This window comes from Mycobacterium sp. NGS22 (assembly GCF_059813095.1).
The window spans coordinates 1-25,170 of record NZ_JCALDY010000038.1 but is presented as its reverse complement, the minus strand read 5'-3'; the positions used below and the strand labels follow the sequence as shown (position 1 = coordinate 25,170).

At 67.3% G+C, this 25,170-nt stretch carries 23 protein-coding genes and 1 pseudogene; 11 read left to right on the top strand and 13 right to left on the bottom strand.

Annotated features, from left to right (window positions below; all coding sequences use genetic code 11):
- Positions 1-51: 51 nt before the first annotated feature.
- On the top strand, positions 52-1,269 hold the full coding sequence (locus tag AC5Y47_RS23440; protein WP_499946637.1) for a DUF6542 domain-containing protein: 1,218 nt from the start codon (positions 52-54) through the stop codon (positions 1,267-1,269).
- Between the two features lie 54 nt (positions 1,270-1,323).
- Here the strand turns inward: AC5Y47_RS23440 and AC5Y47_RS23435 are convergent, their stop codons facing one another.
- Complete coding sequence (locus tag AC5Y47_RS23435) at positions 1,324-2,331, bottom strand: 4-hydroxy-3-methylbut-2-enyl diphosphate reductase (RefSeq protein ID WP_499946636.1); 1,008 nt, start codon at positions 2,329-2,331, stop codon at positions 1,324-1,326.
- A gap of 88 nt (positions 2,332-2,419) precedes the next feature.
- On the opposite strand from AC5Y47_RS23435, the gene AC5Y47_RS23430 reads away from it, so the two are divergent.
- From AC5Y47_RS23430 to AC5Y47_RS23415, 4 genes are read left to right on the top strand one after another with little or no spacing between them, the layout of a single operon-like run.
- Positions 2,420-3,019, top strand: a complete 600-nt coding sequence (locus AC5Y47_RS23430) for a lipid droplet-associated protein (protein WP_499946635.1) — start codon at positions 2,420-2,422, stop codon at positions 3,017-3,019.
- A complete protein-coding gene (gene xseA, locus AC5Y47_RS23425) occupies positions 3,016-4,257 on the top strand; it encodes an exodeoxyribonuclease VII large subunit (RefSeq protein ID WP_499946634.1) in 1,242 nt (413 codons plus the stop codon). Before AC5Y47_RS23430 ends, xseA begins: the two co-directional genes overlap by 4 nt.
- Positions 4,247-4,504: an exodeoxyribonuclease VII small subunit gene (locus tag AC5Y47_RS23420; protein WP_499946633.1), complete on the top strand. Its 258-nt coding sequence runs from the start codon at positions 4,247-4,249 to the stop codon at positions 4,502-4,504. Before xseA ends, AC5Y47_RS23420 begins: the two co-directional genes overlap by 11 nt.
- Before the next feature lie 54 nt (positions 4,505-4,558).
- Positions 4,559-5,668 carry a 3-beta-hydroxysteroid dehydrogenase gene (locus tag AC5Y47_RS23415; protein WP_499946632.1) on the top strand — a complete coding sequence of 370 codons (1,110 nt, stop codon included), beginning with the start codon at positions 4,559-4,561 and terminating at the stop codon, positions 5,666-5,668.
- On the opposite strand, the gene AC5Y47_RS23410 is transcribed toward AC5Y47_RS23415, so the two are convergent.
- Positions 5,655-7,196 (bottom strand): carboxylesterase/lipase family protein, encoded by a 1,542-nt coding sequence (locus AC5Y47_RS23410; RefSeq protein WP_499946631.1) that lies wholly within the window; start codon positions 7,194-7,196, stop codon positions 5,655-5,657. The two genes, AC5Y47_RS23415 and AC5Y47_RS23410, sit on opposite strands and share 14 nt — an antisense overlap.
- A gap of 100 nt (positions 7,197-7,296) precedes the next feature.
- Between AC5Y47_RS23410 and AC5Y47_RS23405 the strand changes: the two genes are divergently transcribed.
- Positions 7,297-8,448, top strand: a complete 1,152-nt coding sequence (locus AC5Y47_RS23405) for an AI-2E family transporter (RefSeq protein ID WP_499946630.1) — start codon at positions 7,297-7,299, stop codon at positions 8,446-8,448.
- The gene (locus AC5Y47_RS23400) at positions 8,448-8,885 is read left to right on the top strand and encodes an NUDIX domain-containing protein (protein ID WP_499946629.1); all 438 of its coding nucleotides are present in this window, start codon (positions 8,448-8,450) and stop codon (positions 8,883-8,885) included. Before AC5Y47_RS23405 ends, AC5Y47_RS23400 begins: the two co-directional genes overlap by 1 nt.
- On the opposite strand, the gene AC5Y47_RS23395 is transcribed toward AC5Y47_RS23400, so the two are convergent.
- Entirely contained in the window at positions 8,882-9,679 is a 798-nt protein-coding gene (locus tag AC5Y47_RS23395; protein ID WP_499946628.1) for a dienelactone hydrolase family protein, read from the bottom strand. The two genes, AC5Y47_RS23400 and AC5Y47_RS23395, sit on opposite strands and share 4 nt — an antisense overlap.
- 12 nt (positions 9,680-9,691) lie before the next feature.
- Positions 9,692-10,330 carry a DUF4245 domain-containing protein gene (locus tag AC5Y47_RS23390; RefSeq protein WP_499946627.1) on the bottom strand — a complete coding sequence of 213 codons (639 nt, stop codon included), beginning with the start codon at positions 10,328-10,330 and terminating at the stop codon, positions 9,692-9,694.
- Between the two features lie 54 nt (positions 10,331-10,384).
- Between AC5Y47_RS23390 and glpX the strand changes: the two genes are divergently transcribed.
- The 3 genes from glpX (at position 10,385) to AC5Y47_RS23375 (ending at position 13,932) form a co-directional block, all read left to right on the top strand.
- Positions 10,385-11,461: a class II fructose-bisphosphatase gene (gene glpX / locus AC5Y47_RS23385; protein WP_499946626.1), complete on the top strand. Its 1,077-nt coding sequence runs from the start codon at positions 10,385-10,387 to the stop codon at positions 11,459-11,461.
- A gap of 27 nt (positions 11,462-11,488) precedes the next feature.
- Positions 11,489-12,892, top strand: coding sequence for a class II fumarate hydratase (locus tag AC5Y47_RS23380; RefSeq protein WP_499946625.1), 1,404 nt, complete (start codon positions 11,489-11,491; stop codon positions 12,890-12,892).
- A gap of 95 nt (positions 12,893-12,987) precedes the next feature.
- The gene (locus AC5Y47_RS23375; RefSeq protein ID WP_499946624.1) at positions 12,988-13,932 is read left to right on the top strand and encodes a hypothetical protein; all 945 of its coding nucleotides are present in this window, start codon (positions 12,988-12,990) and stop codon (positions 13,930-13,932) included.
- A gap of 27 nt (positions 13,933-13,959) precedes the next feature.
- Here the strand turns inward: AC5Y47_RS23375 and AC5Y47_RS23370 are convergent, their stop codons facing one another.
- From AC5Y47_RS23370 to glyA, 5 genes are all read right to left on the bottom strand, one after another.
- Entirely contained in the window at positions 13,960-15,393 is a 1,434-nt protein-coding gene (locus AC5Y47_RS23370; RefSeq protein ID WP_499946652.1) for an adenylate/guanylate cyclase domain-containing protein, read from the bottom strand.
- Positions 15,394-15,448: 55 nt separating this feature from the next.
- On the bottom strand, positions 15,449-16,324 hold the full coding sequence (locus AC5Y47_RS23365; RefSeq protein WP_499946623.1) for a polysaccharide deacetylase family protein: 876 nt from the start codon (positions 16,322-16,324) through the stop codon (positions 15,449-15,451).
- A gap of 25 nt (positions 16,325-16,349) precedes the next feature.
- Positions 16,350-17,651 (bottom strand): RNA 5'-3' helicase PhoH2, encoded by a 1,302-nt coding sequence (gene phoH2, locus AC5Y47_RS23360; RefSeq protein WP_499946622.1) that lies wholly within the window; start codon positions 17,649-17,651, stop codon positions 16,350-16,352.
- A gap of 223 nt (positions 17,652-17,874) precedes the next feature.
- On the bottom strand, positions 17,875-18,702 hold the full coding sequence (locus AC5Y47_RS23355; protein ID WP_499946621.1) for an acyl-ACP desaturase: 828 nt from the start codon (positions 18,700-18,702) through the stop codon (positions 17,875-17,877).
- A gap of 130 nt (positions 18,703-18,832) precedes the next feature.
- Positions 18,833-20,107 (bottom strand): serine hydroxymethyltransferase, encoded by a 1,275-nt coding sequence (glyA, locus tag AC5Y47_RS23350; protein WP_499946620.1) that lies wholly within the window; start codon positions 20,105-20,107, stop codon positions 18,833-18,835.
- Between the two features lie 133 nt (positions 20,108-20,240).
- On the opposite strand from glyA, the gene coaA reads away from it, so the two are divergent.
- Positions 20,241-21,179 carry a type I pantothenate kinase gene (gene coaA / locus AC5Y47_RS23345; protein WP_499946619.1) on the top strand — a complete coding sequence of 313 codons (939 nt, stop codon included), beginning with the start codon at positions 20,241-20,243 and terminating at the stop codon, positions 21,177-21,179.
- Between the two features lie 132 nt (positions 21,180-21,311).
- Here the strand turns inward: coaA and AC5Y47_RS23340 are convergent, their stop codons facing one another.
- The 4 genes and pseudogenes from AC5Y47_RS23340 to AC5Y47_RS23325 all read right to left on the bottom strand — a co-directional run.
- Positions 21,312-21,722 carry a hypothetical protein gene (locus AC5Y47_RS23340; RefSeq protein ID WP_499946618.1) on the bottom strand — a complete coding sequence of 137 codons (411 nt, stop codon included), beginning with the start codon at positions 21,720-21,722 and terminating at the stop codon, positions 21,312-21,314.
- A gap of 131 nt (positions 21,723-21,853) precedes the next feature.
- Entirely contained in the window at positions 21,854-22,939 is a 1,086-nt protein-coding gene (locus tag AC5Y47_RS23335) for a methyltransferase (RefSeq protein WP_499946617.1), read from the bottom strand.
- A gap of 39 nt (positions 22,940-22,978) precedes the next feature.
- Positions 22,979-24,349, bottom strand: coding sequence for a hypothetical protein (locus tag AC5Y47_RS23330; protein ID WP_499946616.1), 1,371 nt, complete (start codon positions 24,347-24,349; stop codon positions 22,979-22,981).
- A 134-nt stretch (positions 24,350-24,483) separates the two neighbouring features.
- Positions 24,484-25,170 (bottom strand): annotated as a pseudogene (locus AC5Y47_RS23325) (hypothetical protein); the annotation flags it as partial.

Genomic DNA, 25,170 nt, shown 5'->3' with positions numbered 1-25,170 from the left:
AGTGCCCGGCTATATACGGGCCTTCGGGCGGATTGCCGGTACGGTCAACATGTGTCAGCGCAGCGGGATACGTCAGGGGTCGAACCGAGCCATCGCTCGATCGTCCCGGGCATCCCGGGCGTGCCCTGGTGGGGGGCGGTATTCATCGCTGTCGGGGCAACCGCCGCGGGGTACCTGATCGACTCCGGCCACAAAGAACTGACCCACGTCTTCGCCGGGTTCTACATCGTAGGTTGTGTAGCCGCGGTCCTGGCGGTGCGGCAGGCCGCGGTGTTCACCGCGGTCATCCAACCGCCGCTGATCCTGTTCTGCGCGGTGCCGGGGGCATACTGGCTGTTCCATGGCGGCAAGGTCGACAAGTTCAAAGACCTCCTGATCAACTGCGGTTACCCGCTGATCGAGCGGTTTCCGCTGATGTTGGGTACCGCCGGTGGCGTGCTTTTCATCGGGCTGATTCGCTGGTATCTGGGCAAGAACGGCGAGGCCGGGGACAGCGACAACGACGAGGTCGCCACCCAGCGTCCCTCGGTGTTCAGTGGCATCCGGTCCAAAGTGAGTTCGCTGCTTGCGGGTATCTCCGGCGACGACGTCGACGCGGCCGACGCGGCACCCACGCACGCCAAGAGCCGGACCGCCAGAACCAGCCGGACCGCGCGCAACGGCGGCCGATCCGCGCAGCGCCCGACCCGAACCCGCTCCCGGCAGGTCCGGCCGGACAGCCGAGCGGACGAGGCATCCGAGCCAGACGGCGAGCGTCCGCGTCGCGCCCCACGCCGGCCGTCGGCACCCGATCCGTCCGACTTCGACCCCGCTGACCCGCCCCGGCGACCGCGTCGGCGCCGCCCCGACGACGACCCTGACCCGCGCACCCCGCCGCCGCGGGAGATGCGCCGAGAGCCGCGTCCGCGCCGCAATTCCTACGAGCGGGCCTACGACCGTCCGGAACCGCGCAGTAGCCGCTTCGATCCGTACGACACCTACGATCGGGCCGAGCCGCCCATCCGGGGCGAACGCCGCAGCCGGCACGAGCGTCGCGGTGGCTACGAGCCGTACCCGCCGTACGAGCCGCCCTACGAGCCGCGCGGCCGGCGCGCCGCTTCGGCGGGATCCGGTGGGTCCAGTCCCACTCATCACCCGATTTCGCAGGTGCGGTACCGCGGGCAGGCCTCGCGCGGCGAACCTCGCGACGAGCGACGGGACGAACCGCGCCGCAACCGGTCGCGGGCACCGCGGCGGCCGTCGCCCGATGCGTGGGAGTACGACGCCTGACCTGCTCGGCGGCGCTGATTCACCGAGATTGAAATAAGGAGACTCCCGGCGTCCCTAGCTCTTCGCCCGCGCCGGGCGGATCTCCCTCGGCAACGCGAAGACCAGCGTCTCGTTGGCCGTCGTCACCGGTTGCACCGTGCCGTAGCCGTACTCGGCCAGCCGCTCGAGCACACCGCGGACCAGCACCTCGGGAACCGACGCCCCGGATGTGACGCCGACCGTGGTGACCCCGTCCAGCCACGCCGGGTCGATGTCGTCGGCCCAGTCGACCAGGTACGCCGCGCGGGACCCGGCGCCGAGCGCCACCTCGACCAGCCGCACCGAGTTCGACGAATTGCGGGAGCCGACGACAATCACCAGCTCGCATTCGGGCGCCATCGCCTTGACGGCGACCTGGCGGTTCTGCGTCGCATAGCAGATGTCGTCGCTGGGCGGATCCTGCATCTTCGGGAAGCGCTGGCGCAGCCGTTCCACGATCTCCATCGTCTCGTCGACGGACAACGTGGTCTGCGACAGCCAGATCACCTTGTCCTCGTCACGAACCCGGACATGCTCGACGGATTCGACCCCGTCGACCAGCTGCACGTGATCGGGGGCCTCACCGGCCGTGCCGATGACCTCCTCGTGCCCCTCGTGGCCGATCAGCAGGATGTCGTAGTCGGCGCGAGCGAACCGGCGCGCCTCGTTGTGCACCTTGGTGACCAGCGGGCAGGTCGCGTCGATGGTCTGCAAGTTGCGCGCGGCGGCGGCCGCGTGCACCGTCGGTGCGACGCCGTGCGCGGAGAAGACCACGATGGCACCTTCGGGAACCTGGTCGGTCTCCTCGACGAACACCGCGCCGGCTTGCGCCAGCGTGTCGACCACATGCCGGTTGTGCACGATCTCGTGCCGCACGTACACCGGTGCGCCGTGCTTTTCCAGCGCACGTTCCACCGTTTCGACCGCCCGGTCCACCCCCGCGCAGTAGCCACGCGGCTCGGCCAACAACACTCGTTTACCGGTGGGGTCGTCGACTACCGATCTCGAGGCACCGGGAATTCCCATGTCAATAGTCGGCACCATGCGTCCAGGGTACTTTCTGCCGATACCGGCCTGCCATCTCAGCGGCCTCAGCTTGGAGTTCGCCGCTGCTTGAGGCAGTCTTGGAGCCATGACTACTGCACCGTACGGGTTTCGGCTGCTGGTCGGCGCGGCGACAGTCGCCGTCGAGGAGACGATCAAGCTCCCGCGCACGATCCTCATGTACCCGATGACGCTGGCTTCCCAGGCGGCTCATCTGGTGATGCGCTTCCAGCAGAACCTGGCTGAGTTGGTCATCAAGGGCGACACCACGCTGGAGTCGCTGTTCCCGCCCAAGGACGAGCAACCCGAGTGGGCGACGTTCGACGAGGACCTGGAGGTGATCGACGGCGGCGGCCAGGGCGGGTTCTCCCCCATCCCCGTCGACGGGGTCGACGGCGACCGCCGCGCCGAGGGGCGCTTCGCGCTGTACTCGGTGTCCGACCCGGCCGAGACCGTCGAGTCCCGGACGCAGCCGGACGACCAGCAGGCCGGCCCTGGCGCCCCGGTACCGCCGGTGGCAACCGAACTCGACTATCCGCAGCTGACCCTCGCCCAACTGCGGGCCCGGCTGCAGTCGCTGGACGTCGCCGAACTCGAGGCACTGCTGGCCTACGAGCAGGCCACCAAGGCCCGCGCGCCGTTCCAGACGCTGCTCGCCAACAGGATCACCCGCGCGTCGGCGAAGTGACCGGCGCGCCCAACGCGAACTCAGCCGAGAACCCCTTCCCGGTTCGCGCCGTCGCCATTCGGGTCGCCGGCTGGATCGACAGGCTGGGCACCGTGTGGGTGGAAGGCCAACTGGCTCAGATCAATATGCGACCGAACACCAACACGGTGTTCATGGTGCTGCGTGACCCGGCAGCCGACATGTCGCTGACCGTGACCTGTTCGCGCGACCTGGTGCTGCGGGCACCGGTGAAGCTGACCGAGGGCACTCAAGTGGTGGTGTGCGGCAAGCCCTCCTTCTACACCGGGCGTGGCACTTTTTCGTTGCGGCTCAACGAGATTCGTGCCGTAGGTGTCGGCGAACTGTTGGCCCGCATCGACCGGTTGCGCCGGCTGCTGGACGCCGAGGGACTGTTCGACCCTCGCCTGAAGCGCCCGATTCCGTTCCTGCCCAACATGATCGGCCTGATCACCAGTAGGGCAAGCCACGCCGAACGGGATGTGACGACGGTGGCGGCTGCGCGTTGGCCCGCGGTGCGGTTCGCCATCCGGCACGCGGCGACCCAGGGTGTCAACGCCGTCGCGCAGATTGTGGCGGCCCTCGGCGAACTCGACCGGCACCCCGATGTCGACGTGATCGTGCTGGCCCGCGGCGGCGGCAGCGTCGAGGATCTGTTGCCGTTCTCCGACGAGACGCTGTGCCGGGCGATCTCGGCCTGCCGCACACCGGTGATCAGCGCCGTCGGCCACGAGCCCGACAATCCGCTCTGCGATCTGGTCGCCGACCTGCGCGCGGCCACCCCCACCGACGCGGCCAAGAAAGTGGTTCCCGACACCGCGGTCGAACAGCGCCTGATCGACGACCTGCGCCGGCGTAACGCTCAGGCGCTGCGGAACTGGGTTTCCCGCGAGCAACGCGCGCTGGCGCAGTTGCGCAGCCGACCGGTGTTGGCCGACCCGTTGCGCATGGTGACGACGCGCGGCGAAGAGGTGCAGCGCGCCCGCACCGCGCTGCGCCGCGACGTCAAGCGGTTGCTCCACGGCGAGACCGAACGCATCGGCCACCTGGCCGCGCGACTGTCCACGCTGGGTCCGGCGGCGACCCTGGCTCGCGGCTACGCCGTGGTCCAAGTGGTGACACCGACAGCCGCCGAGGTGCTGCGCTGCACCGACGACGCACCCGCCGGTACCAGGTTGCGGGTACGGGTCGCCGACGGTGCCGTCGCAGCGGTGAGCGAAGGACGCTTTGATGATTTCTGATCCTGAGATGGTTCCTGATTCCGAGAGCGACACGACTACACCTGTTAGTCAGCTCGGCTACGAAAATTGCCGCGACGAACTGGTCGAAGTCGTGCGGCAGCTGGAGCAGGGCGGTCTGGATCTCGACGCGTCGCTGAAGCTTTGGGAAAGAGGCGAGCAACTCGCCAAAAGGTGCGAAGAACACTTAGCTGGCGCCCGCCAGCGGGTGGCGGACGCGCTGGCCGCCGGGGAAGCCGAACAAAACTGATTCGCCGACCTGTTTCTGTTCCGAACTGGAACACGTTTTAGTTATGCTCCCCCGATGGGTGATGCATCACTGACAACCGAACTCGGCAGCGTCCTGGTCACCGGCGGCTCAGGCTTCGTCGGCGCCAATCTGGTCAGGACATTGCTGGAGCGCGGATACCAAGTCCGCTCTTTCGACCGGGCGCCCTCCCCGTTGCCCCAGCACCCGAAATTGGAAGTGCTGCAGGGCGACATCACCGACAAGGCCGTCTGCGAAGCCGCCGTCGACGGCATCGACACCGTCTTCCACACCGCGGCGATCATCGAACTGATGGGCGGCGCCTCGGTGACCGAGGAATACCGGCAGCGCAACTTCTCGGTCAACGTCGGCGGCACCGAGAACCTGTTGGAGGCCGGGCGCGACGCCGGAGTCAAGCGGTTCGTCTACACCGCGTCCAACAGCGTGGTGATGGGCGGCAAGAACATCGCCAACGGCGACGAGACGCTGCCCTACACCGACCGGTTCCACGATCTCTACACCGAAACCAAAGTGGTCGCCGAGCGATATGTGCTGTCGCAGAACGACGTCGGCGGAATCCTGACGTGTTCGATTCGGCCCAGCGGCATCTGGGGCAACGGTGACCAGACCATGTTCCGCAAGCTCTTCGAGAGCGTGATCAAGGGCCACGTCAAGGTGCTGGTGGGCCGCAAGTCGGCGAAGTTAGACAACTCCTACGTGCACAACCTGATTCACGGCTTCATCCTGGCCGCCGAGCACCTGGTGCCCGGCGGCACCGCGCCCGGCCAGGCGTACTTCATCAACGATGCCGAGCCGATCAACATGTTCGAGTTCGCCCGCCCGGTCGTCGAGGCGTGCGGCGTGAAGTGGCCCAAGCTCAGGGTTTCCGGCCCGGCGGTGCACTGGGTGATGACGGGGTGGCAGCGGCTGCACTTCCGATTCGGCTTCCCCGCACCGCTTCTCGAGCCCAATGCGGTCGAACGGTTGTATCTGGACAACTACTTCTCGATCGCCAAGGCGCGCCGCGACTTGGGCTACGAGCCGCTGTTCACCACCGAGCAGGCGCTCAAGGAATGCCTGCCGTACTACGTGGAGATGTTCCACAAGATGAACGCCGACGCGCAGGCGGCCAAGAAGAAGGGCTCGAAGGCGACTACCGGAAGCTGACCATCTCAGCGCCCCACGCCTCCCGGATCCGCGCGTCGACGTCGTTGACGACGGTGTCACGTTTGTCGATCACCAGACAGGCGCGGTCGGGCTCGCCGTAACGCGGCCAGCGCGGCTCGCCGGGCGGTCCGTCGGGCTCACCGTGCGCAGCGAAGTTGATCCATCGGGTCCGCATCCGGTGAGAGACCGCCGTCGCCGTCCGGGCACCACCGAGCTTGAGCGACATGTCCTGCGGGCCACCCAGAGTGCCCCAGACATAAGGCAATTCGGTGGCGTGGGCTGCCCGGACCATCAGCAGCTTGAACAACGGTGTCGCGTAGTCGAACCGGTACAGATACACCGGCGCCACCCTGCTGTGGCCGTCGGCCAGCCACACCGACGGCATCCGGAACCCGATGTCGGTGGCCATGCCGACGCTGCGCGACTTCTGCCGGCCCGAGTACGCCTGCCCGAAGTCCTCCATGGTGGGCAGTTGCAGGTCGGGTTGCTCGGCGGCGATCTGGCTGAACATCGTGGTGATCGCGTGTGGCGTGATCGGCATCAGCGGGGAGCGCAGCAACCGGAACAGGGCCGCTTCGTGCTTGTTGGTGCCGATGATCAACGGAACCCGAAGCAGGCGGCCCTGCTGGGCCAGCTTGACCGGCTGATCGTGCAGCAGGTCGCCGTCGACGATCGGCACGAACGCCAGCGTGCCGGGATTGCTGACCGGCACCTCGTTGAATACTTCACTGGTCGCCGCGATGAGCGCCTCGGTCGACGCGGTCGCCACCTGGTGGCCGTCGGACTCGGAGATACCGAGTTTGTCCAGGACGGCAACGGCCACCCGCCGCCCCCGGTCCCGGTCGTAAACCGAAGTGGCGGGCGAACTCTGCGCGATCGCGCGGACGAACAGACCTTCGGCCGCGGGGCTGGCGAGCAGGGTGGTGACGATGCCGGCGCCGGCGGATTCACCGAACAACGTGACGTTGGCGGGGTCGCCGCCGAACGCCGCGACGTTGTCGCGCACCCAGGCCAGTGCGGCCAGCACGTCCCGCAGGCCGATGTTGGAGTCGAACCGCTGCTGCGCGGTGCTGAACGACGACAGGTCCAAGAACCCCAGCGCCCCGACCCGGTAGTTGACCGTGACCACCACCACGTCACCGGTCGCGGCCAAGGTGTGGCCGTCGTAGAGCGGCTGGCTGGCCGAGCCCAAGACGTAGGCGCCGCCGTGCAGCCACACCAGCACCGGTTTGCCTTCCCCGGGGCCGGTGCCGGCCGGCGCCCAGATGTTCAGCCGCAAACAGTCCTCGCCCTGCGGGGCGCCCAAGTCCAGCTTCATGTTCGGTAGCGTCGACTGCGGGCAGGCCGGCCCGAACTCCGTGGCATCTGCGACCTCGGTCCACGGCTCAGGCGGCTCCGGCGCCCGAAACCGCAGATCGCCGACGGGTTCGCGGGCGAACCGGATGCCTTTCCAGACGGTCACGCGGCCGGGCGGGCCGTCGAGGTCGGCACCGCGCACCGGACCGTAACTGGTCTCGATCACACTCATGCTGTTCCTCCTGGCCAGAGGCAGAGTCGCCTCGCATCCCGCGAAACGACGATAAGGTAACGAGGCGCTCAACACCGACTGGAGGTGGCCCGGCCAAGGCATGAATACCGAGTTCACGGTTACCCAGAAACGTGCGCTGGCGATCATCACTCTCGTCGCAGTGCTGTTCGGCGCCTACTTTCTGCGCAACTATTTCGTCCTGATCGTGGTGGCCGCCGTCGGCGCGTATCTGTTCACCCCGCTGTACAAATGGTTCAACAAACGGCTGAATACCGGACTGTCGGCCACCTGCACCTTGCTGTCCGCGCTGGGCATCGTGATCGTGCCGGTCGCGCTGCTGGTGACACTGGCCATCGTCCAGATCGCTCGGATGGTCGACTCGGTCGCCGGGTGGATGAAGACCACCGACCTGAACACGTTGGGCGACAAGACCCTGCATCTGGTCAACGAGCTGCTGAGCCGGGTGCCGTTCGTACACGTCACGGTCACCGCGGAGAACCTGCGCGAGACGGTGGTCTCGGCCGCGCAGAACGCGGGCCACTGGCTACTGGGGATCCTGCAGAACGCGGCCGGCAGCCTGGCCGGCATCATCACGTCGGCGATCATCTTCCTGTACGTGTTCGTCGCGCTGCTGGTACACCGCGAAAAGATGCGGACCCTGATCGGTCAGCTCAACCCGCTCGGCGACGAAGTCACCGACCTGTACCTGCAGAAGATGGGCTCGATGGTGCGCGGCACCGTCAACGGACAGTTCGTGATCGCGTTCTGCCAGGGCGTCGCCGGCGCCGCATCCATCTACCTCGCGGGATTTCACCACGGCTTCTTCATCTTCGCGATCGTGCTGACCGCGTTGTCGATCATCCCGCTGGGCGGCGGGATCGTGACCATTCCGTTCGGCGTCGGTATGTGCTTCTTCGGCAACATCGGCGGCGGACTGTTCGTGATCCTGTTCCACCTGATCGTGGTCACCAACATCGACAATTTCCTGCGGCCGGTCCTGGTGCCGCGCGACGCCCGGCTCAACTCGGCGCTGATGCTGCTGTCGGTGTTCGCCGGCATCTCGATGTTCGGCCCGTGGGGCATCATCATCGGTCCGGTGCTGATGATCATCATCGTCACCACGATCGACGTCTACCTGGCGGTCTACAAGGGCGTGGACCTGCCGGCACTGCAGGCCGCTGACGATAAGCCGGTGCGGCGCAAGTGGTTTGGCCGCCGCAAGGACGAAGCGCAGACCGCGGTCCCGGATTGATGGCCCGCGAACCGATTCCGACCTGGAACTTCTCCCTGGTGCTGGTCCGACTGGGCCGGCGGTTTCTGCTGGTGCGCGAACGCAAACACGGTCAGCTGTGGTACCTCCCGGCCGGCCGCGTCGAACCGGGAGAGACGTTCGCCATTGCGGCGCACCGGGAGACGCGGGAGGAGGCCGGAATCGACATCGGCCTGGACGGGGTGTTGCGTATTCAGCACACACCGCTGCCCGGCAACGCGCGGATGCGCGTCATCTTCGTGGCCCACCCGGCCGACGACCGTCCGCCGAAGTCGGTGCCGGATGAGGAGTCACTGGGCGCCGCGTGGTTCACGCTGGACGAGATGGCCCAGCTGCCGCTGCGGTCGGTGGAAGTCGCCGACCTCGCGCGGGAAGTTCTGGAGGGTGCGTTGATTCATCCGATGTCGATATTTCGCTAGGTGAGCCGCCGGGTGAGGAACTCGACCACCCGCTTGCGCGCTTCGTAGGCCGGCTGACCGTCGACCTCGCGGACCTCGTCGGTGAGCACCGAGTGCGCCATCCGGCTGAAACCGTGCGCGTTGCCCGGACTCGAGTCGATCTCGATCACCTCGAACGCGTCGCCCAGACGTTGCTTGAGGGTCTGGAACCGATCCCGCGGCACCGCGATGTCCTCGCTGAACCTCAACCCCATCGCGCACAGGCCCTCGTCGGCGCAGCGACCGGCGACGATGCTCAGCTCGGCTTCACTCAGACCGGGGTCGCGGCGCTGCTTGGGGGTCAACGGAAACGGCACGGAAGGTTGGCTGAGTACCGGGGCCAGCACACTGTCGTCGACGGCGACGGCCAAGGCGAAGCCGCCGGTGAAGCACTGGCCGATCACGCCTACCCCGCTGCCCGGTGTCGAGCCGTTGAGATCGCGGGCCAGCGCGCGCAGGAACAGCGACACCGGCCGCTGCTTGTCGGTGGCGAAGCCGGCGAATTCCTTTGCCACACAAGCCCTGCCGATCGTGGCGGCGATGTAGCCAGGTGACTGGGCCCGTCCCGGCTCGCCGAACAGCGACGGAATGGCCACCGTGAAACCGTTGTCCACCAGGTGATTACCCAGCCCCAGTACGCCCGGGTGGATGCCGGGTATCTCCGGGATCAACAGCACGCCGGGACCCGAACCTTTGCGGTACACGTCGTGGGTATAGCCGGCACCGGTGAACGGCTGCACCGACCACCCGGAGAGGTCTGCTTCAGGTGAGCTCACGTCGGCGCCTTTCTATCGTGCCGGCAGGGGTTGCACGGATTGCACCGCGGCCGCCAGGGTCCGGAATTCGTCGGGGGAACCGGCGCCGGTGATCGCGACCTGGGTGGGGCCGGCCGGGCTGCCCAGGCGGGTGGTCCACACCGGCTCGACCGCACCTTTCTGATCGGCGCCCCGGTAGACGACCCAGCTGGTCCCGGTGACGTCGACGGTTCCGGTCGGGTAAATGCCGGGATGTATGGAACCCACCAGCTTGTCTTCGTCGGCGTTGCTCTGGGTCAGGCTCAGATACATCCCCGTCGGGCTGAGGTAACCCACGGTCGAGGTCGCCGCGTGTAGCCGCTGACCTTGGTCGGTGCGGCCGCCCTCGATTCCGCCGCGGCTTCCGGAATTGGGTTTCCAGCCCGGCGGCAGTTGCGGCATGCGAATCGGGAATCCCAGCGTCGCGGCGTCGGCACGCAATGCCGTCGCCGCGTCGTAGGACGGGACCGTGCCCCGGTTCGTACCGCCCGGCGCGATCGAACACATCCCGACCATTCCCGCCAGCAGAATGCAACCCAGCACCAGCGGCGCCAGCGACCAGAACATGTCGCGGCCGTCCTGCAGCACTCGCGGCTTGGCCGGTTTGGGGGTCGGCTGCGGCTCGGCGGTCACTCCCCGAGTATCCCAGCTCCAGTCGGGTGTTCCGCTTCTGGGACAATCGCAGCTATGACTGCACAGGGATCCGGCGCGTCGCCGACCTCCGTTGCGAGCCCGTCGCGACCTTCCCGCGGCGAAGCCCCGGACCGCAACCTGGCCATGGAACTGGTCCGGGTCACCGAAGCCGGCGCGATGGCCGCGGGCCGGTGGGTCGGGCGCGGCGACAAAGAGGGCGGCGACGGCGCGGCGGTGGATGCGATCCGCCAGCTGGTCAACTCGGTGTCGATGCGCGGCGTGGTGGTGATCGGCGAGGGCGAGAAGGACGAAGCGCCGATGCTCTACAACGGCGAGCACGTTGGCAACGGCGACGGGCCGGAGTGCGACTTCGCCGTCGACCCGATCGACGGCACCACACTGATGAGCAAGGGCATGCCGAACGCCATCTCGGTGCTGGCGGTGGCCGACCGTCATGCGATGTTCGATCCGTCGGCGGTGTTCTACATGAACAAGATCGCCGTCGGACCCGAGGCGGCGCACGTGCTGGACATCACCGCACCGATCGGTGAGAACGTCCGGGCGGTCGCCAAGGTCAAGGCGCTGTCGGTGGCCGACATGACCGTGTGCATCCTGGACCGGCCACGGCACGCGCAGTTGATCGCCGACGTCCGTGACACCGGCGCGCGCATCCGGCTGATCACCGACGGTGACGTCGCGGGTGCGATCTCCGCGTGTCGTCCCGGCTCGGGCACCGACATGCTGGCCGGCATCGGCGGCACCCCGGAAGGCATCATCACCGCGGCCGCGATCCGCTGCATGGGCGGAGCCATCCAGGCGCAATTGGCGCCCAAGGACGATGCCGAGCGTCGCAAGGCGCTGGACGCCGGCCACGATGTCGACCGGGTGCTGACCACCACCGACCTGGTGTCCGGTGAGAACGTCTTCTTCTGCGCGACCGGGGTCACCGACGGCGATCTGCTCAAGGGTGTGCGCTACTACCCCGGAGGCTGCACCACCCAGTCGATCGTGATGCGTTCCAAGTCGGGAACCGTGCGGATGATCGAGGCCTACCACCGGCTGTCCAAGCTCAACGAATACTCGGCGATCGACTTCACCGGCGACACCAGCGCCGCTTATCCCCTGCCCTGACCACCCTTCAGTGAGGATCTGAATTTCATGGCCGAAGACGGCGAATACCGCATCGAGCGCGACACCATGGGTGAAGTCCGGGTGCCGGCAAAGGCGTTGTGGCGCGCGCAGACTCAGCGCGCAGTGGAGAACTTCCCGATCTCCGGACGCGGCCTCGAGCGCACCCAGATCCGGGCGCTGGGCCTGCTCAAGGGCGCCTGCGCGCAGGTCAACAAGGACCTCGGGTTGCTGGCGCCGGAGAAGGCCGAGGCGATCGTCGCCGCCGCCAACGAGATCGCCGACGGCAAGCACGACGACCAGTTCCCCATCGACGTCTTCCAGACGGGGTCGGGCACCAGCTCCAACATGAACACCAACGAGGTGATCGCCAGCATCGCGGCGGCGAACGGGGTGAAGGTGCACCCCAACGACGACGTCAACATGTCGCAGTCGTCCAACGACACTTTCCCGACCGCCACCCACATCGCAGCGACCGAGGCCGCCGTCAGCCATCTCATCCCGGCGCTGCAGGTGCTGCAGGATGCGCTGTCGGACAAGGCTTTGCAGTGGCAGACGGTGGTGAAGTCGGGTCGCACGCACCTGATGGACGCCGTCCCGGTGACGCTGGGCCAAGAGTTCAGCGGCTACGCCCGCCAGATCGAAGCCGGCATCGAGCGGGTGCGCGCGTGTCTGCCGCGGCTGGGTGAGCTGGCCATCGGCGGCACCGCGGTCGGCACCGGACTCAACGCGCCCGACGGCTTCGGCGTCAAAGTGGTCGCGGTGCTGGTGGACAAGACCGGTTTGTCCGAGTTGCGGACGGCGACAAACTCTTTCGAGGCGCAGGCGGCGCGGGACGGGTTGGTCGAGGCGTCCGGTGCGCTGCGCACCATCGCGGTGTCGTTGACCAAGATCGCCAACGACATCCGGTGGATGGGGTCGGGTCCGCTGACCGGTCTGGCCGAGATCCAACTGCCCGATCTGCAGCCGGGCAGCTCGATCATGCCTGGCAAGGTGAATCCTGTTCTGCCCGAAGCGGTTACGCAAGTCGCCGCGCAGGTGATCGGCAACGACGCGGCGGTGGCGGTCGGCGGCTTGTCGGGCGCGTTCGAACTCAACGTCTACATCCCGATGATGGCCCGCAACATCCTCGAATCGTTCAAGCTGTTGACCAACGTGTCCAGGTTGTTCGCCGAGCGCTGCATCGTCGGACTGGTCGCCAACGAAGACAGGTTGCGCGAGTTGGCCGAGTCCTCGCCGTCGATCGTGACGCCGCTGAACTCCGCGATCGGCTACGAGGAGGCCGCCGCGGTGGCCAAGCAGGCGCTCAAGGAGCGCAAGACCATCCGCCAGACCGTCATCGATCGCGGCCTGATCGGCGACAAACTGTCCGAAGAGGAACTTGACCGTCGGCTGGACGTGCTGGCGATGGCCAAGGTCGAGCCCACCGACTGAACGAGCGTTATCCCGGTGTCACTGAGATGATCACGGTGACGCCAGTGCGCGGCGGCCCGCAGGACCCGGACGACGAGAATGAGAGTGGTTGAGCGATGACTGTGCCTCCCGGCGGTCCCTACGGCCAGGACCCGTACGCGGCCAATCCCTATGGGCAGCAACCCTCTTGGGGCGGCCCGCCACCGGGTCAGCCACCACCGCAGCAGGGTGATCCCTACGCCTACCAGCCGCCGGGTCAGTACGGCGCGGATCCGTACGGCGCCCAGGGCTACCCACCGCAGCAGTACACCCAGCCCGGCTGGCAAGGCGGGCCATACCCACCGGGACCCCCGCCGGGGAACTCGAAGCTGCCCTGGTTGATCGTGGCCGGCATCGCCGTCGTCGGCGTGATCATCCTGGTGGTCATCCTGGTGATGACGCTCAACAGCGGAAACGATTCGTCGTCGGCCAACTCGTCGACCACCACCGAAGAGGCCTCCGGTCCGGGCAGTGGCCAACAGACCGCAACCGACTGCACCCCGAACGTGTCCGGCGGCGCCAAGCCCACCGGTGAGACGGTGAGCGCCGGGAAGCTGTCGTTCCCGGCCAGCGCGGCACCGGGTTGGGCGCCGTACATCGACGACCAGAATCCGAACCTGATCGACGCGGTGGGCCTCGGTCAGGAAGTGGCCGGCGGCAGCCAATGGATGATGCAGGTCGAGGTCGCGGTGACGAACTTCGTGTCCAGCATGGACGTCGGCGCGCAGGCGTCGAAGTTGCTGGACTGCATCGCCAATGGCCCCGGCTACAACCAGGTTTCGCCGACGCTCGGGAGCAAGAAGACGTCGTCGACGACGGTCGGCGGGGTCAAGGCAGCACGGGTACAGGCCGACATCACCATCGCGGACACCACCCGCGGGGTGAAGGGCGACACGGTCACCATCATCGCCGTCGACACCAAACCGGTGACCATCTTCCTGGGCGCGGTGCCGATCGGTGATACGGCTTCGCAGGCGACCGTCAACAGTGTCATCGGCGCGCTGAAGGTTTCGAAGAAGTAGCTCCGTCCTCGGCCGAGAGCGCGCGAGCTAGACGGGCGCCGAGACGCGCGTGGGTTCGGAGCGACCGCGCAGCACGGTGGAATAACACTCGGCCCAACGCCTGCGTTCGGCGGTGCCGGCGCGTTCGGTCGCGGCCCCCGAGCACAGGATGCGCCGCTCGGAGGTCTTGGCCAGGTCGGCCAAGCGTGCGGCTTCGTTGACGGCGTCACCGATCACGGTGTACTCATACCGGTTTTCCGCACCGATGTTGCCGGCGAACACCCGGCCCGCCGAAACCCCGATGCCGAAGTCCACCAACGGAAGTCGTCGTAGCCTGCTGCCCAGTGCCCGCGCCGTCGCCAGCGCGTCTGACGCCGGCTCGTCGGTGCGCAGCGGAGCACCGAAGATGACCAGCGCGGCGTCGCCCTCGAATTTGTTGATCAGGCCCCGATGTTCGTCCACGGTGTCGACGACGATGCGGAAGAAGTCGTTGAGAACCTCGGCAACCTCTTGCGGCGGACGGCTTTCGGCGAGTCGCGTGGACCCGACCAGGTCGATGTAGAGCACTGCGGCCTCCACCACGTCGCCCGACAGCGACGTACCTTCTTCCAGAGCACGACGGGCCACGTCGGTTCCGACATGGCGTCCGAACAGGTCACGGATTCGATCGCGTTCCTCGAGTCCGGTGACCATCCGGTTGAAGCCGCTTTGCAGGCGCCCGATCTGGGAACGTTCGTACACCCCGACGTAGGTGCCCATGTGGCCGTGCTCGATCTCACCCATCGCGTCGGCGATCTCCCCGAGCGGATCGGAGATCGAGCGGGACGTCAGGATCATCGTCGGCAATCCCAGGATCAGCGCGGCCATCGACACCACCAGTACGGGTACGTCGAGCGCCCGGGATTCGTCGCTGAGCCAACCGGCGGAGCGCAAGGCGACAAACGCCGCGATGACGCCGATCGGCAACGCGCTGACCAGAAACCACAGCAGCACCAGCCGGGCGAACACCCCTGGAACGGCCAGCCGTGGCTCACTTCCCCGGGTGGCCACGGCCATGATCGGCCGTAGGGTGCGCTGGGCCAGCAGCAGGCCGGTTCCTGCGGCGGCGGCGGCGCCGATGACCACTCCGAACGCGATGGGCGCGACCAGCGCAGCTCCGCGGTGCGCGTTCACCAGGATCAGGATCGCGCCGCATGCGGCGTAGGCCGATGCCATCAGGATCGATTGCCGCCCGGCGATTTTCATGGCGGCATCCCGCTGCTCGGGAGTCGGTTCGTGGCCGGCGGCATACCACCGCAAGGTCGGGGCGATGATCACGGTACCGACAGCCGCGACGCCGATGGTGGCCGACGCGACCAGGCCCAGCACCAAAGCGGTGTTGCGTTCGGCGAAGTCGGTGCTGGCGATACCCGGCGTGTGGCCGCGCAACGGGATCATGATCGCGGCCGCGTCGGCGACGGCCAGCAGGTAGGCCAGCGCCAGATCGGTTGCGTACTGGAGCGAGAGCCGCAGCGCGGGTTTGGGTTCCCGCTTGCGCTCAAGCACCGTTGTTCGGTCCGCCCGAGTTCTGCCCGGGGATGTCGGTGATCGGCAGATTCGGCATCGGCTGGGGCGACGGAGTGTTGGGCAACGCAGGTATCTGGACAGCCGGGATTTCGCGCAGGTCGTTTGCGGGCGGGCCGTTCTCCCGGCTGCCGTAGCTGCTGCCCGGCGCCCGCGACCCCAGCAGATCGCTGACCGTCACCAGGTGGTAGCCATTGGCTTTGAGCAGCGGGATGAACTGGTACACCAGATCCACGGTGCTCGAGTAGGTGTCGTGGAACAACACCACCGAGCCCGGCTTGATCTGGGTCATCAGCACCTGACGGGTGGCTGCGGTGTTGGAGTCGTTGGCCCAGTCGAACGGGATGACGTCCCACAGGATCTCGGCCATGCCGAACTTGGCGGCGGTCTGGCGCACGGTCTGATTGGACAGTCCGCCGGCCGGCCGGTACAGGGTGGGTCGACGGCCGGTCGCCGCGGCGATCGCGTCGTTGGCCCGGGAGAACTGACTGGCGATGTCCTCGGGCGGGATCGTCGTCATGTTGGGGTGTTCCCAGGTGTGGCTGCCGATTTCCATGCCCGCCTCGGCGATCCGCTTGGCGCCGCCCGGGTTGGCCGCGACCTTGTTACCGATCAGGAAGAAGGTGGCCCGTGCGTCGTCGTTGTTCAGAATCTGCAGCAACCGGTCGGTGTACGGGCTGGGCCCGTCGTCGAAGGTCAGCGCGATGCATTTGACCACCGAACAGTTCAGGTTGTCGGCCCGGGTGACGTGGCCGGTGAGACCGCCGACCACCAGGACCGCCACCGCCACGAGGACGCCGAAGACCATGCGCCCGTAGCGCCAGGCCTGGTTGTCGGGTGGTTTCGGCACGCAGGAAGTTTACCCGCGGGCAGACTCAGTGCGGCCCGGTGATCTCCTCGAGCATCTCGGTGACCAGCGCCGCGATCGGGGAGCGTTCGCTGCGCAGCAGCGTGATGTGGGCGAACAGCGGGTGCCCTTTGAGCTTTTCGATCACCGCCGCGACGCCGTCGTGGCGGCCCACCCGCAGGTTGTCGCGCTGGGCGATGTCGTGGGTCAGCACCACCCGGGAACCGGTGCCCAACCGGGACAGCACGGTGAGCAGCACGTTGCGTTCCAGCGACTGCGCTTCGTCGACGATGACGAACGAGTCGTGCAGCGAGCGGCCCCGGATGTGGGTCAGCGGGAGTACCTCCAGCATCCCCCGGGATAACACCTCCTCCAGCACGGCCGGGCTGGCCAGGCCCTCGAGGGTGTCGAACACCGCTTGGGCCCACGGGCCCATCTTGTCGCTCTCGCTGCCGGGCAGATAGCCCAGCTCCTGGCCGCCCACCGCGTACAGCGGACGGAAGACGACGACCTTGCGCTGGGTGCGTCGTTCCAGCACGGCCTCCAGTCCGGCGCACAACGCCAGCGCCGACTTTCCGGTTCCGGCCTTGCCGCCCAGGGACACGATGCCGACCGACTCGTCGAGCAGCAGGTCGAGTGCGACCCGCTGCTCGGCGGAGCGGCCGCGCAGCCCGAAGACCTCGCGGTCGCCGCGGACCAGCTGCACGCGTTTGGCGGGAGTGACCCGGCCCAGCGCGTGCGAGCTCCCGCCGAGCAGCCGAATCCCGGTGTGGCACGGCAGATCCCGGGCTTCGGCCAGGTCGATCTCACCGTCGGCGAACAACGCGTCGATGTCCTCGGCGGCCGTCTCGATCTCACGCATTCCCGACCAGCCGGACACGACGACGTCCTGTGCGTGGTATTCGTCGGCCGGCAAGCCCACCGCGGCCGCCTTCACCCGCAGCGGAATGTCCTTGCTCACCAACGTGACTCGTCTGCCCTCGGCGGCGAGGTTGGCGGCGCAGCTCAGGATCCGGGAGTCGTTGCTGTCGGTCCGGAAGCCCGCGGGCAGCACCGACGGGTCGGTGTGGTTGAGCTCGACGTGCAGCGAACCGCCTTCTGTACCAACAGGAATGGGCTGATCGAGCCGTCCGTGTTCCAACCGGAGATCGTCGAACAACCGCAACGCCTGGCGCGCGAACCAACCCAGCTCGTGGTGATGGCGCTTGGCTTCCAGTTCGCTGATCACTACCAGCGGCACCACCACTTCATGCTCGGCGAACCGGCTGCATGCCCACGGGTCGGACAGCAGTACGGAGGTGTCGAGCACGTACGTCCGGGTTTCGGTCACGGGGCGCTCCTCGAGCGGAAGACGCCCGGGCGGACCCACTCGAGCGTGTCGGCGGGGGCCGCGGCACCAGGACCGGGGCCGGTCCTGCCTTTCCAACGACCGGTGCAATGACCGGTGCAGAAACCGGGAGTGCCGCCCTGGCAGCAGAGCAGATCGCTGGCCATCGAAGGCGACGCTACTCCGGTGGCTGTACCCCCGCAGCGCAGGCGCGCCGGAATTCGATTCAGTCCGTGACGAATTGCTTGAGCGCCGGCTCGTCGGCCAGCCCCCAGGCGGTGATGCGCTCGGAGATCACCTGCTGTAGCTGCGCCTCGTCATAGATGCCGGCGTCCGCCACGTTCTTCAGCTTGTCCTGATAGGTGTCGATGTCGGCGCCGGGCACCTGCAAGTCGGCCGCGCGCGCGGCGATCGCCGCGATCGTCTCGTCGTGGGTGTAGTCCAGCAGGTGGGTGACCAGGTTGGCGAAGAACTCTTCGTGCCGCGCCTCGTCGCGGGCGATGCGGTCGATCAACCCGGCCAGGATGGGCTCCTCGATGCGCGCGGCGAGATTACGGCAGAAGGTGGCGTGGGAGCGTTCGCTGAACGCCATGTAGACCAGGGTCTCGACCTGGGAGTACGTGTCGGCGCGGTAGCCCTTCATCACGTACTGGACGCGCGCCTCCTCGTTGGCGGTCGGGTCGACTTCGCGGGTGACCACCAGGTACTGACGCAGCGCGATGGCGTGCAGATGCTCCTCGGCCGTCCAGCGGCCCAGCCACCGACCCCAGTAGTCCTCGAGGATGAAGTGCTCGATGAGCTCGCGGTGGTGGCCGGCCAGGTTGTCCTTGAGCAGCAGCAGGATTTCGCAGGCGTCGGTGATGGGGCGGGGCAACGTCGCCTGGGAGGGGTCCCAGTCCCGCCCGCCGAGGAACGCGTAGTTCTCGCCGCGGTCGAAGGGTACGTAGTCGTGGGCGTACCACAGCTCCTCGGTGCTGAGGTGGTGAGCGTGCAGCGCTTCCACGACGGGCTCGAGTTCCAGAGTCAGCGCGTTAGCGACAGGTTTCTGTGCCATGCGGTTACTGTAACTCGCATACACAGATGCTTTCAAATCCCCGCGCGCGCGTGTCGCGTGCCCTGGCGAGCAGACGCAAAAGCCCCTTGTTTCGGCACGAAACAGGGGCTTTTGCGTCTGCTCGGCGAACCTAGGCGAGGTTCCAGCCTTCGAGGCCGTCGTACAACGGGAATTCCCTGGCCAGGCGGGTCACTCGCTCCCGCAGGCCGGTCGTATCGGCCGACGTGCCGGCGGCCAGCGCGGTGGCGATGACGTCGGCAACCTCGGTGAACTCGGCGTCACCGAAGCCTCGGGTCGCCAGCGCGGGCGTCCCGATCCGCAGACCCGAGGTCACCATCGGCGGTCGCGGGTCGTTGGGGACGGCGTTGCGGTTGACGGTGATGCCGACCTCGTGCAGCAGGTCCTCGGCAGCCTGCCCGTCCAGCGGGGAGTTGCGCAGGTCGACCAGCACCAGATGAACGTCGGTGCCGCCGCTGACCACCGACACGCCGGCTTTGGCGACGTCGTCGGCGAGCAGTCGCTCGGCCAGGATCCTCGCGCCGGACAGTGTGCGTTGCTGGCGCTCGGCGAATTCCGGGGTTCCGGCGATCTTCAGCGCGACCGCTTTGCCCGCGATGATGTGCATCAGCGGCCCGCCCTGCTGGCCGGGGAACACCGCGGAGTTTATGGCCTTGGCGTACTCCTGCTTGCCGACGATCATGCCGGAGCGACCGCCGCCCAAGGTCTTGTGAATGGTGGTGGACACCACGTCGGCGTGTGGCACCGGCGAGGGGTGCAGTCCCGCGGCGACCAGGCCGGCGAAGTGCGCCATGTCGACCCACAACTTGGCGTCGACCTCGTCGGCGATGGAACGGAACGCCGCGAAGTCCAGGATCCGCGGGTAGGCCGACCAGCCGGCGATGATCACCTTCGGCCGGAACTCGAGCGCCTGAGCGCGCACCACGTCCATGTCGACCCGGTGCGTGGTCGGGTCTACTCCGTAGAAGGCGTTCTCGTACAACTTGCCGGAGAAGTTCAGCCGCATTCCGTGAGTCAGGTGACCGCCGTTGGCCAGATCCAGGCCCAGCAGCCGTTCCCCCGGGGACATCAGCGCATGCAGCACAGCGGCGTTGGCCTGGGCACCGGAATGCGGCTGCACGTTGGCGAAGTCGGCGCCGAACAGTGCCTTGGCGCGGTCGCGGGCGATGTTCTCCACCACGTCGACGTGCTCGCAACCACCGTAGTAACGGCGCCCGGGCAGACCCTCGGCGTACTTGTTGGTCAGCACGCTGCCCTGGGCCTGGAGCACCGAACGCGGCACGAAGTTCTCCGAGGCGATCATCTCGAGGGTGTCGCGTTGACGCGCGAGTTCCTTGCCCAGCAGCTCGGCGATGTCGGGGTCGACCTCGGCGAGCGGAGCGGACATAACTGAAGAGGAAATGCGGGCGTCAGGTGCGGCAGTCACGGCCGTCAGTCTATCCAGCGTGCGGTTTCATCATTCAGTCCGCTTTGACCGGCCCACCCGTACGGCTCGTTGACGTTCCTGCAAAAATGGCCCAATGCCGCGGCCGAGCGAGCCGAGCCCGTATGTCGAGTTCGACCGACGGCAATGGCGTGCGCTTCGGATGGCGACACCGCTGGCTTTGACCGAAGAGGAACTGGTCGGTCTGCGTGGCCTCGGCGAGCAGATCGACCTGTTGGAGGTCGAAGAGGTCTACCTGCCGCTGGCCCGGCTCATTCACCTACAGGTCGCCGCCCGGCAGCGACTGTTCGCCGCCACCGCGGAGTTCCTCGGAGAGCAGCAACAGAGCCCGAACCGCCCGGTTCCGTTCATCATCGGGGTGGCCGGCAGTGTGGCCGTCGGCAAGTCGACCACCGCGCGTGTGCTGCAGGCGCTGCTGGCCCGCTGGGATCACCACCCTCGCGTGGACCTGGTCACCACCGACGGATTCCTCTACCCCAACGCCGAGCTCAATCGGCGAAACCTGATGCACCGCAAAGGATTTCCGGAAAGCTACAACCGCCGGGCGCTGATGCGGTTCGTCACCTTGATCAAGTCCGGTTCGGATTACGCGTGCGCGCCGGTGTATTCGCACCTGCACTACGACATCATTCCCGGCGCCAAACAAGTGGTGCGTTACCCCGACATCTTGATTCTCGAGGGACTCAACGTATTACAGACCGGTCCCACGCTGATGGTGTCGGATCTGTTCGACTTCTCGCTGTACGTCGACGCCCGGATCGAAGACATCGAGCAGTGGTATGTGTCGCGGTTCCTGGCCATGCGTAGCACCGCTTTCGCCAACCCGGAGTCACACTTCCACCACTACTCGGCGCTGTCCGATCCGCAGGCCGTGGTCGCCGCCAAGGAGATCTGGCGCTCGATCAACCGGCCCAACCTGGTGGAGAACATCCTGCCGACCCGCCCGCGCGCCACCCTGGTGCTGCGCAAGGACGCCGACCACTCGATCAACCGGCTGCGGCTGCGCAAGCTGTGACCGCGAGCAGACGCAAAAGCACCCGTTTCGGCACGAAATCGGGTGCTTTTGCGTCTGCTCGCCAAAAGGCCGGAGCGGGGCCACACACCGCAACGCTCGGGCGGTGGCGACCCCGCTCGGCGGGGAGGGGAGCTACGCCAGACGGCGCAGTCCCAGGTATTGCACGCCGGCGAACGCCAAGGTGTAGACGCCGCTGGCCAGGGTCGCGGCGACGCCGATCGCCGTCATCGGCACCAACTCCGCGAAGATCACCGCGGCCACGGTGTACACCAGGTTCGCCGCGATGACCGCGATCCCCACCCGACGCAGGTCCGGTAAGGCGGCCAGGCCGAACACCGTCAGGCCGTAGAGCACGAAGAACGCAGCCATGCTGAATTCCTGGGTCGACGTCAGGCCGGTCAGGCTCGATACCTCGTCGGAGGCAGCGGCGACGACCAGTCCCATCAGACCGGTCAGCGTGGCGTCGGCGCGCATCGCGAAACGCAGCAGCGAGTCACTCGAGTCGGACAGTGGGCGGTTGGTCACTCCGGATGTGGCGGTCATGTTTGGGCTCCTGGGACGTTGTGCAGCGGGACACCTCTGACGGTCCCGGTTATGCACTGCCAGATCCATGCGTGGCGCTGCCAAGTACTGCCACGCACCGCGCCGACCAGGGATTTCGAGGCGTTCCGGAGTTACACCGCTTGCGCCTCGAGCACACTGAACGGCGAGGCGGTCGGGACCACCCGCTTCAATCGGAAGCCGGCCAGGTCGAATACGCGCTCGAACTCTTCGGCGCTGCGCTCCCGCGCATCGAGTGCGAGCAGCATTTCCAGGTCTAGCCAGTTACCGGCGAATTCCCGGTGGTGTTCGGGGACGACGAATTCGACCAGCAGCAGGTGACTGCCGGTCTCCGCTGCATCGCGCACGTTGCGAAGGATTCGCACCGCGTCGTCGTCGGGCCAGTCGTGGATCACGCTCTTCATTACGTAGGCATCACCACCGGCCGGGACGGACTCGAAAAACGACCCCTCGACGACCTCGATACGGTCACCTACCCCGAGCTCGGCCACCACCGCCCCGGCGCCGGCCACCACCTGGGGCTGGTCGAACAACACCCCGCGCGCCGACGGCGTGGCAAGCAGAATCTCGGCCAGCAGCCGACCATGACCGCCCCCGACGTCGATGATGGTGCCGTAGCTGCTGAAGTCGTAGGCGGCGATCACCGGTCCGATGGACATTGCGGACCCGCTGGTCATGGCCGCGTTGAAGATCTCGCCGAGTTCCGGCTCCGACGCCAGGTACTCGAACGCGGTTTTGCCGCGCAGCACGGGGATCACCGACCGCCCGGTACGAATCGCATCGGCGAGGTGGCTCCAATGTTCGCGGTGCTGCCGCGATCCCAACCATCGAGCCCACCCCGCGACCGGCACGTCCGCATCCCGCCGCAGCGTCTCAGCCAGCGGAGTGAGGTCATAACGGCCGTCGCGCAGCTGCCGGAATATGCCCCGGCTGATCAGCGCACGCAGCAGTCGACTGAGGGCGTCGGCGTCGGCATCTACAGCGGACGCCAAGTCCTGGGCGGACAACGGGCCACTCACCAGCGCGTCGGCGATGCCGAGTTCGGCGGCTGCGACGATGGCCTGGGCCGCCCACATGTTGGTGACCATTTCCATCATCGCGACCGGCGGCGGCACCAGGCGCCGGTGCAACTGAGCGAGGTAATGCCGCGTGGTGTCGATCGCCTTGACGACCTTGACCGGGGGAAGTTTGGCTGGCATGGGTGTCTCCGCAGTGTGGTTGTGGCAGGAGCCAATCGGCTAGTCGGCGGAAACAGTAACCCGTCCGCGCAGGTCTGCCGCGATCAGGCGAGCCGCCGCGTTCTGCCAGTTGTGCAGTGAGCGTTGCGGAACCTCGGTGACCAGCCACTGCCAGGCTTGCCGCGCGGTCGGGTCCAAACCGGCGGCGGTGGCATTCTGCGCGTAGGCCCGCACACCGACGACGTACGGGAAGTACAGCGAGTTGTAGTAACGCCACTGCTCGGTGGTGCCGAAGTCTCCCCCGTCGCGGGGTTTGAGCCGGCCAATGCCGTCGGCGAGCACCGCCTTGAGCTCGTTGGCCCGCTCGACGGGGTGGTCGGGTGCGCCGCGGGCGGCCAGTCGTTCGTCGATGACGGGCAGCGCGGTCAGCGGACTGGCGACCAGCTTCGTCAGGTCACCGTAGTGACCCAGCGCCCGACGGGTGAGCCGGACGAACGTGTCGTCGTCGACGTCGTCCAGCGGGTCTTTCGAGCGCAGTGGCAAGGCCGCTTCGGCGTTGCGCAGTGCGGCGCGGTCGGCCCGCAGTTCCGGCGAGCGGGAGAACGCCAGCCGGTCCAACACCCCGGCCAGCGGGTCGGCGAGCACCTGCACGGTGATCGCGATGGCCAGGGTGGAGAACAGCAGTACGGTCAACGCGGTACGCGCGACGGGATCGTGGCGGGTGACGGTCAGTCCGATCAGCGCCTGGCCGCCGAACAGCACCGCGACCGTGGAGCACCCGGCGAACGAACGCAGCATGTCGGCGCGCAGGGCCTGCCCTTCGTCGAACGCGTCCCATACGGCGACCGCGACGCCCAGCAGCAAGACGTCGACACCCGTCGACGCCAGCGCCAGCCAGCTGGGCACGAGATCCAGCGGAATGACCAGGATCGCGTTGGCCAGCGCGAAGAACAGCGTCGCGAGCACCACCACCCCCGTGACGGGCGCGGGCCGGATGGGCCGAAGCACGTTGCCGGCCATCGCACCCAGGGTGGACAGCGAGATCACCGCGGACATCAGCCAGTGGCCGAGCCGCAGCGGGCCGTCGACGCTGCCGGCCAGCGTCGCCGCCAGCAGGGTCAGCACGGCGACGGCGCCGACCAGCAACAGCTCGAGGATGCGGCCCCGGGCCCGGTCAGTCGGACGGGCCAACTCCAACAGCACCGCGAACCAGGCCACGCCGGGCACCGCCACGAGATAAATCTCGACCTGGCTGAGCAAGTGAGCGTGCGCTGCGCTCGTGATCCGCACCGCATCCAGGGCAACCACCAAGGCAAAGCCGCACAACCCGATTGAGGCCAGCACGAGCACCGGCTTGCGCGGGTCACGGGCCAGCAGATACAGCCCGAGCCACCCGCTCAGCGTGAACACCACCGCCGACAGCGCAGCCACGGATCCAGTCTGTCACGCGACTCTGCACCGCGGATCGGGTGCTGTTCTCCGATCACCCCCTCGGGCGACCAGACGTAAAAGCCCCCATTTTCGTGACGAAATGGGGGCTTTTACGTCTGGTCGGCCAAAGGGTGCTACGTGGTGGTGGTGACGAGGCTCGCCTGGATCGGCGAGATGGCCGCCAGCGCGGCCTGCAGCGCATTCACCTGGCCGTGTAAGAGGCCGGAGACCTGGCTGCCGATGTTGCCGACGCCGGAGATCAGGGCCGCGGTGTTGGCGGCCAGGGTGCTGGTGTTGGCCACACCGGAGATGGCGGTCCCCAGATTCTGGAAGCCCGAGAGCAACGATCCGGAGTTGTACCAGCCCGAGGTCAGCGCCCCGTTGGCGTTGGCGAAGCCCGAACTCAGACTGCTCGAGTTGAAGAACCCGGAAGTACCGGTTGAGTTGCCGTTGAAGTAGCCCGACGACAGCGAGCCGGAGGAGTTCCCGATACCGAGCAGCCCCGGCACCGTCATGTTGAGTCGGCCGAGCAGCGTCATGTCCAAGGGGATCTGTAGGTTCGCCCCGACCGTCAGGTCCTGTAGGACGATCGGGTTGATGACGATGGGGTCAATCGTTGGGGACAGGAGGGTTCCAGCGAAAGTGAAAACGAAAAGCACTTGAATCGACGCGTTGACCGGGATGCCGAACTGAGGGATCGGTTGGACGGTGATCGGGTAGAAGAAACCGGTGACCGGGATCGCCACGTTGGCACCCGCCACAAGGTCGATCGGGATCGCCGGGAAATCGATCGGAATGGTGATCCCGTCCACCCCTTGGCC